Here is an 11,454-nt window from a genome sequence, read left to right on the forward strand (position 1 = left end):
TTCATCTTATGTATATAACGATATAACTACATCATAACAGTAAAAATGCGTTTTTTCCAATCTAAAAAACTGCCGATAACGGCAGCTCATTCGTTTAAAAAAGTTTGGAATAATGTTTCAACAGCAGTCGCAACAGTGGTATTGCCCGCGATTACCTCATTTTCCAATTTTGGCAGTTCATGTTTAACACCCTTATGATGATAAAAATAGAATTGAAGCTGATCAGTAATCATTGAATATAGCCATTCCCGCGACTGGGCTTTTCTTCTATTTTCAAATACCCCTGACCTTTTACCCGTTTGTTCGAACGATTGGATGACATCCCAAATTTCACTGATTCCTTCATGTGTCATGGATGAGCAGGTATACGCCTTTGTTGCCCAGCCTTTTGTTGCGGGCAGTAAAAAATGGAGGATTCGATTATACTCTTTCCTAGTCTGCTCTGCTTTTGGCTTATTCTCTCCATCTGCTTTATGAACGAGAATGGCATCAGCTAATTCCATAATACCTTTTTTCATCCCCTGGAGCTCATCACCGGCACCTGTCAGTACTAGCAGCATGAAAAAATCTACCATATCACGAATAATAACCTCACTCTGGCCAACGCCAACCGTTTCGATTAGAATCACATCAAAACCGGCTGCCTCGCAAAGTAACATAGCCTCTTTTGTTTTACGATGAACCCCGCCAAGTTTTCCCGCTGTTGGAGAAGGACGAATAAAGGCTCTTGGGTTTCTTGACAAGTGTTCCATCCTGGTTTTATCCCCAAGAATACTGCCGCCGCTTATACTGGAGCTTGGATCTATGGCTAACACGGCCACTTGATGTCCTAAGCTGCAAAGATAGGTACCAAACTCCTCAATAAAGGTGCTTTTACCGGCTCCAGGTACTCCGGTGATGCCTATCCGAATCGAATTTCCACTATTGTGAAGGAGCTTTTGCAGCAATTGTTGCGCCTTTTGAAAATGCTGCTCGGCATTGCTCTCGACTAGCGTAATCGCCCTTGCCAGAATTCCCCTATCCCCTTTTATGACCCCCGCATAGAGTTCTTCAACAGTAGGCTCAACAGACCTGCGTTTTTGAAAGCGGATATTTTTTTGAATGGCAGCCGCTTGCCCCTCAAGCTCCTTTCCCTTTCTTACACTGCTCGAACAGCTTCCAGGGTTATTTGGGTCGCTCCATTCCGGTTTATGATCCGTGTTCATCTATTGTGCCACTTCCTCATAACCAAGTTGTTTATAAATTTCCTTGATTACTTTTTGTGCAGATACGGGAATAATCGTTCCCGGGCCAAAGATGGCTGAGGCACCTTGCTCATACAAAAATTGATAATCCTGGGCCGGAATAACACCACCGATAACAACCAAAATATCTTCCCGTCCTAATTTTTTTAATTCACCCACAAGCTGCGGCAATAATGTTTTATGTCCCGCCGCAAGCGAACTAAACCCAATTACATGGACATCGTTTTCAATTGCCTGCCTTGCAGTTTCTTCCGGTGTCTGGAACAACGGGCCGATATCCACATCAAACCCAAGATCAGCGAAAGCAGTGGCAATTATCTTTGCCCCGCGATCATGACCATCCTGCCCCATTTTCGCTATCAGAATCCGCGGCCTTCTTCCTTCATTTTCCAGAAATTCATCCGTCATTTTTTGCACTGCTAAGATCTCTTCTTCATTGCTAAAGGAGGTACTATAAACACCGCTAATCGAACGGATAACCGCTTTATGTCTGCTGGCAACATGCTCAATTGCATCAGAAATTTCTCCTAGCGTTGCCCTTACTCTTGCAGCTTGAACCGCTAGCTCTAATAAATTTTGCTCCCCTGTTTCCGCCGCTTTCGTTAATGCACTAAGCGCCTCTTCTACTTTTCCATCATCGCGGGCGGTCTTTAATTCGTTTAGGTTTTCAATTTGTTTTAAACGGACAGCAGTATTATCAATATCTAAAATATCTATCGCTTCTTCTTTTTCAAGACGATAACGATTAACACCGATAATCGTTTCCTTCCCGGAATCAATTTGGGCCTGTCTTCTTGCGGCCGCCTCTTCAATCCTCATTTTCGGCAGGCCTGTTTCAATTGCCTTTGCCATTCCCCCAAGACCCTCAATTTCTTCAATATGTGTCCATGCTCTTTGAACTAATTCATCCGTCAGCTTTTCTACATAATAGGAGCCTGCCCATGGGTCAATAACGTTGGTGATTCCCGTTTCTTCTTGTAAAAATAACTGTGTGTTTCGAGCAATTCGTGCCGAAAAGTCTGTCGGCAGTGCAATCGCTTCATCTAATGCATTTGTATGCAGGGATTGTGTATGACCCATTGCTGCCGCATGTGCCTCGATAAGTGTCCTTGTGACATTATTAAATGGATCCTGTTCCGTTAAACTCCAGCCAGATGTTTGTGAATGAGTGCGTAAGGCCAATGACTTTTCGTTCTTAGGATTGAATGTCTTCATCATTTTAGCCCAAATCAATCGTGCCGCCCGCATTTTGGCGACTTCCATAAAGTAATTCATCCCAATCGCCCAGAAAAACGACAGCCTTGGCGCGAAGGAATCAATTTCAATTCCCGCTTTAAGGCCAGTCCTTACATATTCCAACCCATCAGCTAAGGTATAAGCCAATTCTATATCAGCAGGTGCGCCAGCCTCCTGCATATGATAGCCGGAAATACTAATGCTATTAAACTTTGGCATGTATTTGGAAGTGTATTCAAAGATATCAGCAATAATCTTCATCGACATTTCCGGCGGATAAATGTAGGTATTACGCACCATATATTCTTTTAAAATATCATTTTGGATGGTTCCAGATAATTTCTCTTGACTTACACCTTGTTCCTCAGCCGTCACGATAAAGAATGCCAGGATTGGCAAAACAGCTCCGTTCATGGTCATTGAAACGGACATTTTGTCTAAGGGAATCCCATTAAAAAGTGTCTTCATATCAAGGATTGAGTCAATCGCAACACCTGCTTTACCAACATCCCCAACCACCCGTGGATGATCGGAGTCATAGCCGCGATGGGTAGCCAAATCAAAGGCAACCGATAATCCCTTTTGCCCCATTGCTAGATTGCGGCGGTAAAAGGCATTGCTTTCCTCAGCAGTTGAAAACCCAGCATACTGCCTTACCGTCCATGGACGATTCACATACATGGTTGGATATGGCCCTCTTGTAAAAGGAGGTAGCCCAGGAAGATTATCAAGATGCTCAAGTCCATCCCGGTCTTCTTTTGAATAAAGCGGTTTCAAATAAATTTGCTCATTTGTTTCAAACAGTAAGTCATCAATAGACGTATCAATTTCCTGTTTTACTTTTTCCTGCCATTCTTCCTTAGTAATGAATTTCTGCTCATCAAATAAAGATATGTTTTGAAAATCAGGCTTTTGTTTTTTCAATGGTGTTCACCTCCAGGTCGGCTAAGATTGTCGAAATAGTCTCATAGCAGTTACTTTTAATATGAATAAACTGCTTAATGCCTTCATTTGTCAAACGGATTTGTTTTTCTTTTTCAGGTAGTCCAGCTAAGTAAAAAATCTGCTCATGAAATTCTGACGTCAATCCCTTTAGGATTTCATGACCAATTGTTTCATATTGGTCATTGGTACCGCATAGACAAAGGTATTTAACAGGTTGTTGTGCAATAAATTGTCTAGCATCTTCTACTGATAAAATAGGGTTGCTTTCTATAGTTTTAATTCCGCCTGAAGCGAAAAAGCCCTTCATAAAATCAAGTCTTGATTTATGTTGTTTTAATTCTCCTAGACAAATCATGCCGACAGCTGGCGCAGAACCCAATTTTTCTTCCAGAATCTTTGCTTTACTGCGCAATTCCTCAAATGGTTCAGCCAATCTTCTTGCGGAAATGGCATCAATTTTTTCTCCACCAGAAAAAAGGGATTTTTCCTTCAAAAGTAGTTTATGGGGTAACGTTTCATCTAAATTCGCATAGACATTTGTGCCGACAATGCTTTGCTTTCTTGTCTGTATGTCAAGATTCCTTTTTTCATAGACATCGGTAATTTCCTGCTGCAGCCAATTGGAATTTAACACTTCAATCATACCGCCCCTGGCTTCGATTTGTTGAAAGAATGACCACGCCTTTTCAGCTAGCTGGTTTGTAAGTTCTTCTATATACCAAGAACCGCCTGCAGGGTCGATTACCTTTTTCAAATGCGCTTCCTCTTTTAAAAGAAGTTGGATATTTCTTGCAATCCTCTCCGATAACGGCGTTGTACCAGTTTGTTCATCGAAAGGACTTACATGTAAATATTGGACGCCTCCAATTACAGCAGCAAATGCTTCATTCCCCGCTCGAAGTAAGTTTACATGCGGGTCATGTACAGTCTTAGTGAAAGTAGAGGTTTCTGCGGCAATCATCATTCCCCGTACTTCATCTTTCGCACCAAAAAGTTCGGTAATTCGGTTCCACAGTACTCTTGCTGCGCGTAATTTGGCTATCTCCATGAAATAGTTGCTGCCAATAGAGAATTGGAAGACCATTTTCGCTAAAATTTCATCCAGTTCCATGTCGGTTTCCCGAAGCTTTTCAAGATAATATACCCCTTCGGCTATGGATATTCCTAGCTCTTGAACAGCATTTGCCCCTCCATTATGATAAGGAACTGTATCAATTAGAACTGTCCGTAAGTTTGGGAATTTTCCACTAGTCTTTTGAATGTTCTTAACCCATTCATTGAAGAATTCTTTAGAAATAAGACCTTGTTCAGTAAACAGAGCAATTGGATCGGCACCGATATATCCACTCATTTGGTTATGCTTTTCCAATCTATCTGCTGCCGTAAGAAATGCCGTTTGTAATTCTTTGGCGTTGATAGCAAATGGGTATTCCCGATAGGAATCCCCCAGTATGTTTACAAGGATTTCTTCCCCTTTAAACAAGACCTTCTTCACATCAAAAGAAATAGCAGATTGACCTTTTTCAAACGATTGATGGAGTTTCTCTGTCAATTCTTCAGTCGATTGGTAGGAAATACGCTGTGCTGCCTTCCATTCATTTGTCCGATAACCAAGCGGTGAAATCCCTCTTCGAAAATCGGAACCACATGGAAATTCTGCGGCCGGCTGCTCATCTGCTTTGGTATAAAGCGGTTTCAAAACAACCTTTTCATATGTAGTAGTTTGTAATGATTCAACCGTTTTTCCTTTAAGAGAAGCCTCAGCTTTTTCCTTCCATTCATCTATTGTTTTTAAAGCAAACGACTGACTTTTTATTTTTTCCATACTTCTCATCCCCCTTTCACTTGCCTAATTGAATTAAAATTCAATTAATTCTACTAAATACTATTTTATGGTATTTACATAAGACTAGCAATCAATTTAACAAAACAACCGCTGCACCGGATGCAGCGGTTGTTTTTTAATAAATCGAGGTTGTTGATTTTGATGTGTTTTCTAGGATTTCTTTCACACGCTGTAAGAAGCGACCGCTAACAAGCCCGTCTAGGACTCTGTGATCAAGTGACATACATAGATTCACCATGTCGCGAACAGCAATCATGCCATTATTCACCACCACTGGACGCTTAACGATGGATTCCACTTGGAGAATCGCTGCCTGCGGGTAATTGATGATTCCCATTGATTGAACAGAGCCGAAAGAGCCTGTATTGTTCACGGTGAATGTTCCGCCCTGCATATCATCAGACTTCAGCTTCCCTGTTCTCACTTTCACGGCAAGCTCAGATATTTCGCGGGCAATTCCCTTAATCGTCTTTTCATCCGCATTCTTTATGACTGGGACAAATAGAGCATCATCGGTTGCAACCGCGATTGAAATATTGATATCCTTCTTTTGAATAATTTTTTCTCCAGCCCACATCGAATTAATCTGCGGAAATTCTTTTAAAGCCTGGGCAACAGCTTTCACAAAGAAAGCAAAGAAAGTTAAATTAAAGCCTTCCTTTTTCTTGAACTCATCTTTAAGAGAGTTTCGATATTCCACCAAGTTCGTTGCATCCACTTCTATCATTGTCCATGCGTGAGGAGCCTCATGCTTGCTACGCAGCATGTTAGCCGCAATAGCTTTTCGTACTCCGGTAACCGGAATCTCAATATCACCAGTTGCAACTGGAATGTTGACTGAAGGTGCTGGTGTAGAAACAGACTGCGCCACTTCTTGTTTGGAAGCCGGTAATGCTTCAGAAGCTTTTGGTGCTTCCACCTTTTGCCCCGCAACAGGAATATTTCCTGATTCTATTACTTTCAGCAAGTCTTTTCTTGTTATTCGGCCGCCTGCACCGGTGCCTGACACCTGTGTTAAATCAATGCCATGCTCTTGAGAAATTTTAAGCACAGCAGGTGAATAACGAGCCTTGTTGCCTTGATCTACCTGGACTGCCACTGCACCCTCACCCGATGTTTCCGTTTGTTTGCTGCCAGTAGCTAAAGGTTCCTCAGCATTACCGCCATCAATTTCAATTGTACAAATAATTTCCCCAACCGCTAATGTATCACCTTCACCAGCAATTAGCTCTTTAATCACACCTGTAAAGGAAGATGGGACTTCTGCGTTCACTTTATCCGTCATTACCTCAGCAAGGGGGTCATATTTATTTACTTTATCACCGACAGATACTAACCATTTACTGATGGTGCCTTCGGTTACACTTTCCCCTAACTGAGGCATTTTAATTTGTTCAACTGCCACTAATCCATACCTCCTATCAATACTCAGCAAGCTCGCGCATTGCTTTTTCGACCTTTTCAGGGTTTATCATAAAGAATTTTTCCATTGTTGGTGCATATGGCATTGCCGGAACATCAGGGCCAGCCAGACGCTTAATTGGCGCATCCAAGTCAAATAAACAATGTTCTGCAATAATCGCTGATACTTCACTCATAATGCTGCCTTCCTTTGTGTCCTCTGTTACAAGCAGCACTTTACCTGTCTTAGATGCAGCCTCAATGATGGCTTCTTGATCAAGTGGGTAAACCGTACGTAAATCAAGAATATGCGCTGAGATTCCATCCTTCGCTAATTTTTCTGCTGCTTGAAGGGCAAAATGAACACAAAGTCCATACGTGATAACGGTGATGTCATCACCTTCACGCTTTACATCGGCTTTGCCGATCGGTAATGTATAATCTTCTGTAGGCACTTCGCCTTTAATTAAGCGATAGGCACGTTTATGTTCAAAAAATAGCACAGGATCATTATCACGAATCGCTGCCTTCAATAGCCCTTTTACATCATAGGGAGTGGAAGGCATAACAATTTTCAATCCAGGCTGGTTTGCAAATACCGCTTCAACCGATTGGGAATGATAAAGCGCACCATGCACCCCGCCGCCGTATGGCGCCCGAATAACCATTGGACAGCTCCAGTCGTTATTTGACCGGTAGCGAATTTTTGCCGCTTCCGAAATAATTTGATTGACTGCCGGCATGATAAAATCAGCAAATTGCATTTCGGCAATCGGACGCATGCCGTACATCGCGGCACCGATTCCTACCCCCGCAATCGCGGATTCGGCAAGTGGTGTATCAATGACTCTTTCTTCGCCAAATTGCTCATACAAGCCTTGAGTCGCTTTAAATACGCCGCCTTTAACACCAACATCTTCACCAAGAACAAACACCTTTGGATCCCGTTCCATTTCTTCTCGAATGGCCATTGTTACTGCGTCAATATAAGAAATTATTGCCATGTTCCGTCCCCCTTACATGTTCCCATAAACATATTTCAATGCATCCTCTGGTGCTGCATACGGAGCATTTTCTGCATAATCAGTGGCCTCGTTGACCAATTTCATTACGCGGTCATTGATTTCTACTTCCAACTCATCATTCATGACACCTGTTTCTTTTAAATAAGCGCCAAAGGTGATAATCGGATCTTGTGTTTTGGCTTTGGCTACTTCATCAGGTGCCCGGTATGAACGGTCATCATCATCAGAAGAATGCGGTGTCAGACGGTAGGAAACTGTTTCGATCAATGTTGCACCCTCACCACGGCGGCCACGGTCTGCAGCTTCCTTGACAGCTTTATAGACTTCAAGTGGGTCATTACCATCAACAGTAACCCCTGGCATTCCATAGCCAATTGCTCGATCCGAAACTTTTTCGCAGCCTAATTGTTTTTCAATTGGGACAGAAATAGCATATTTATTATTTTCACACATGAAAATGACTGGGAGCTTGTGAACACCGGCAAAGTTCGCCCCCTCATGGAAATCCCCTTGATTAGAAGAACCTTCACCAAAGGTTACAAAGGTAACAAGATCTTTTCTCTCCATTTTTCCTGCCAGGGCAACACCTACTGCATGTGGAACTTGTGTGGTTACCGGCGAGGAACCAGTGACAATCCGATTTTTCTTTTGACCAAAGTGCCCAGGCATTTGCCGCCCGCCTGAATTTGGATCTTCTGCTTTGGCAAAACCTGAAAGCATCAATTCCTTTGGTGTCATTCCAAACGTTAACACGACCCCCATATCACGATAATATGGCAGCACGTAATCCTTTTCCTTATCTAACGCAAAAGCCGCGCCAACCTGGGCTGCTTCTTGACCTTGGCATGAAATAACGAACGGGATTTTCCCTGCACGATTTAATAACCACATCCGCTCATCAATACGGCGAGCCAAAAGCATCGTTTCATACATTTCCAATACCTTTTCATCGCTTAGACCTAAAGCTTCATGACGCTTTTCTATCATCAATTTCTTACCTCCCGTTTGTTCGAATGAAAAATTTTATGAATGAATCGCTTTTCCGTCGACTGCAAGTGCAGCCTCACCAATAGCTTCTGATAGAGTTGGATGTGGATGAATCGTGTGAGCCATTTCCCACGGTGTCGCATCTAAAACCATCGCAAGTCCTGCCTCAGTAATCATATCTGTTACGTGTGGGCCAATCATATGCACCCCTAGAATATCATTGGTCTCTTCATCGGCAACAATTTTCACAAATCCATCTGATTCGCCGAAAACAAGGGCCTTACCAATTGCCCTAAACGAGAATTTACCTACCTTCACCTTATGCCCTTTTTCTTTTGCCTGATCCTCAGTAATCCCAACACTCGATACCTCTGGATTACTATAAATACATCTAGATACTAAATTATAATCAAATGGTGACGGATCTTTTCCAGCGATATGCTGGACAGCTACAATCCCTTCATGTGATGCCACATGGGCCAATTGTAAACCACCAATCACATCACCAATGGCATAAATATGTGATTCCTTCGTTTGGAAAAATTCATTTGTTGCAATAAAGCCTTTTTCCACTTGGATTTCGGTATTTTCAAGTCCAATTCCTTCCGTATTTGCCTGACGACCAACAGAGACAAGGAGTTTATCAGCTTTATATTCTTTCACGCCACCTTTTACCTCCGCAGAAATGGCAACCCCGTTATCCCTTACAAGCGTTTCGGCTAAAACCTTTGCACCTGTTACTAGTTTAATACCTTTTTTCTTCATCAACCGTTGCATTTCCTTTGAAATTTCCTTATCTTCCGTTGGAATAATGCGATCAGCATATTCAATCACCGTAACCTCTACACCGAAATCGGAGAGCATGGATGCCCACTCGATGCCAATGACGCCGCCGCCAACAATAATAATCGAACTTGGAAGTGCTTCAAGCTGCAATGCCTCGTCAGAAGACATCACGTAATCACCGTCTATTTCGAGACCAGGAAGTGTTCTTGGTCTTGAACCAGTTGCAACAATCACATTTTTGGGAATTAGCATTTCATTTTCTTGCCCATTGTTCATTTCAACCGAGATGGTTCCCGGCATTGGTGAAAAGATAGATGGCCCAAGGATCCGGCCAAGTCCTTCATACACATCAATCTTACCCTGCTTCATCAAATGTTGAACACCTTTATGTAGTTGGTCAATTATTTTATTTTTTCTTTCTTGTACCTTACCAAAATCCAAGGATACAACGCTCGTAATTACACCGAAGTCCTCACTATGTTTCGCTGTGGCAAACACCTCTGCACTTCTCAGCAGTGCCTTACTTGGAATACAGCCTTTATGCAGACAAGTGCCGCCTAGTTTTCCTTTTTCAACAATTGCCGTTTTTAAGCCAAGCTGCGAGGCGCGGATGGCAGCTACATAGCCGCCTGTTCCACCGCCAAGTATGACTAAATCATATTCTTGTGACACGTGTGTTTCCTCCCCATAATCCTTAAATTTTTGCAGTTGTAAAATTTCCCGGATACACCTTTACTTCTTCTTCACCATGCAAGACTCGAATGGCTCCCTCAGCTAATGCCTGCAGCTCATTTTCACCGGGATGAACAATGACGTCCGCAATCCAATTAATCCGATCGGTAATTGAATTCACGAAGCCTTTGCCATATGCCAGTCCGCCTGTGAGGATAATTGCATCCACCCTGCCGGAAAGGACAGCACTCGCGGCCCCAATTTCCTTAGCCACCTGATAAGCCATCGCCTCATATACAAGCTTAGCCTCTTGATCCCCCGCTTCAATTCGCTGTTCTACTTTCACGGCATCATTGGTTCCCAGGTAGCCAACAAGGCCCCCTTGACCAACAAGCTTTTTCATGATTTCTTCTCGGTAATGTTCTCCTGAAAAACAAAGTGCTATTAAATCACCTGCGGGTACAGTTCCTGCGCGCTCAGGGCTAAAAGGCCCATCACCGTGCAGACCATTGTTGACATCTATAACTTTACCATGTTTATGAACGCCAACGGTAATTCCGCCGCCCATATGGGTCACAATCAGATTTAAATCGCGGTATTTTTTCCCCATTTCCATTGCCACTCTTCTTGCGACAGCTTTTTGGTTTAAGGCATGGAAAATACTCTTTCTTTTAATTAAGGAGAAGCCGGAGATCCTTGCAATTGGATCAAGTTCATCAACAACGACCGGGTCGACAATAAAAGAAGGGATATTGAGACCTTTAGCAATTTCATGGGCAATGATCCCGCCAAGATTGGATGCATGCTGTCCGTAAAAACCTGATCGTAAATCCTTCAGCATTAAGTCATTGACGGCATATGTTCCGCCTTCAATTGGACGAAGCAATCCACCGCGGCCACAAACAGCCGATAGTTTAGAAATATTAATCCCTTCACGATCCAGTGTTTCCAAAATAGTGTTTTTTCTAAAATCATACTGATCAATTATATTTGAAAATTGATTGATTTCTTCAGCCTCATGGCGGATTGTTTTTTCAAAAATGGAAATTTCATTATCGAAGATTCCAATCTTGGTCGATGTTGAGCCTGGGTTGATGATGAGAATCCGATATTTTTTATCTGGCAACGCAGTGACCTCCATTAACAAAACATGTAAATTAAAGGCAAACGCGCTGAATTTCCCATTCAGCGCTTTGCCGTTCTAATATTGAAAATCGATATCTGTCTAGCTTCAGCACCTAGGGGCTCGGGGTCATAAGCCAATCCGTCAAGAAGGTTAAAGAGCAACCTTCTCGCCGGCTCGTCTTATGCC

8 protein-coding genes are annotated in these 11,454 nt (G+C 42.7%); all 8 read right to left on the minus strand.

All coding sequences use genetic code 11. The features are described from left to right. Positions 1 to 86 precede the first annotated feature (86 nt). Entirely contained in the window at positions 87 to 1,205 is a 1,119-nt protein-coding gene (gene meaB, locus BABA_RS09625) for a methylmalonyl Co-A mutase-associated GTPase MeaB (protein WP_007084980.1), read from the minus strand. Further along, entirely contained in the window at positions 1,206 to 3,404 is a 2,199-nt protein-coding gene (gene scpA, locus BABA_RS09630) for a methylmalonyl-CoA mutase (RefSeq protein WP_007084981.1), read from the minus strand. After that, positions 3,385 to 5,250: a methylmalonyl-CoA mutase subunit beta gene (locus BABA_RS09635; protein WP_007084982.1), complete on the minus strand. Its 1,866-nt coding sequence runs from the start codon at positions 5,248 to 5,250 to the stop codon at positions 3,385 to 3,387. The genes scpA and BABA_RS09635 overlap by 20 nt, the downstream gene beginning before the upstream one ends. A gap of 136 nt (positions 5,251 to 5,386) precedes the next feature. Continuing rightward, the gene (locus BABA_RS09640) at positions 5,387 to 6,676 is read right to left on the minus strand and encodes a dihydrolipoamide acetyltransferase family protein (protein WP_007084983.1); all 1,290 of its coding nucleotides are present in this window, start codon (positions 6,674 to 6,676) and stop codon (positions 5,387 to 5,389) included. A gap of 16 nt (positions 6,677 to 6,692) precedes the next feature. Next, complete coding sequence (locus tag BABA_RS09645) at positions 6,693 to 7,676, minus strand: alpha-ketoacid dehydrogenase subunit beta (protein ID WP_007084984.1); 984 nt, start codon at positions 7,674 to 7,676, stop codon at positions 6,693 to 6,695. Between the two features lie 12 nt (positions 7,677 to 7,688). Further along, on the minus strand, positions 7,689 to 8,684 hold the full coding sequence (locus tag BABA_RS09650; protein WP_007084985.1) for a thiamine pyrophosphate-dependent dehydrogenase E1 component subunit alpha: 996 nt from the start codon (positions 8,682 to 8,684) through the stop codon (positions 7,689 to 7,691). A 36-nt stretch (positions 8,685 to 8,720) separates the two neighbouring features. Next, entirely contained in the window at positions 8,721 to 10,142 is a 1,422-nt protein-coding gene (gene lpdA / locus BABA_RS09655; RefSeq protein WP_007084986.1) for a dihydrolipoyl dehydrogenase, read from the minus strand. A 22-nt stretch (positions 10,143 to 10,164) separates the two neighbouring features. Beyond that, positions 10,165 to 11,283: a butyrate kinase gene (gene buk, locus BABA_RS09660; protein WP_420805988.1), complete on the minus strand. Its 1,119-nt coding sequence runs from the start codon at positions 11,281 to 11,283 to the stop codon at positions 10,165 to 10,167. Between the last annotated feature and the right edge of the window lie 171 nt (positions 11,284 to 11,454).

Origin of the sequence: Neobacillus bataviensis LMG 21833 (genome assembly GCF_000307875.1) — a bacterium.
Lineage (GTDB): Bacteria > Bacillota > Bacilli > Bacillales > Cytobacillaceae > Neobacillus > Neobacillus bataviensis.

Excerpts from the sequence above, each read along its gene's own strand:
- meaB (WP_007084980.1), bottom strand. The coding sequence starts at position 1,205 with ATGAACACGGATCATAAACCGGAATGGAGCGACCCAAATAACCCTGGA.
- BABA_RS09635 (WP_007084982.1), bottom strand. The coding sequence starts at position 5,250 with ATGGAAAAAATAAAAAGTCAGTCGTTTGCTTTAAAAACAATAGATGAA.
- BABA_RS09645 (WP_007084984.1), bottom strand. The coding sequence starts at position 7,676 with ATGGCAATAATTTCTTATATTGACGCAGTAACAATGGCCATTCGAGAA.
- BABA_RS09650 (WP_007084985.1), bottom strand. The coding sequence starts at position 8,684 with ATGATAGAAAAGCGTCATGAAGCTTTAGGTCTAAGCGATGAAAAGGTA.
- buk (WP_420805988.1), bottom strand. The coding sequence starts at position 11,283 with ATGGAGGTCACTGCGTTGCCAGATAAAAAATATCGGATTCTCATCATC.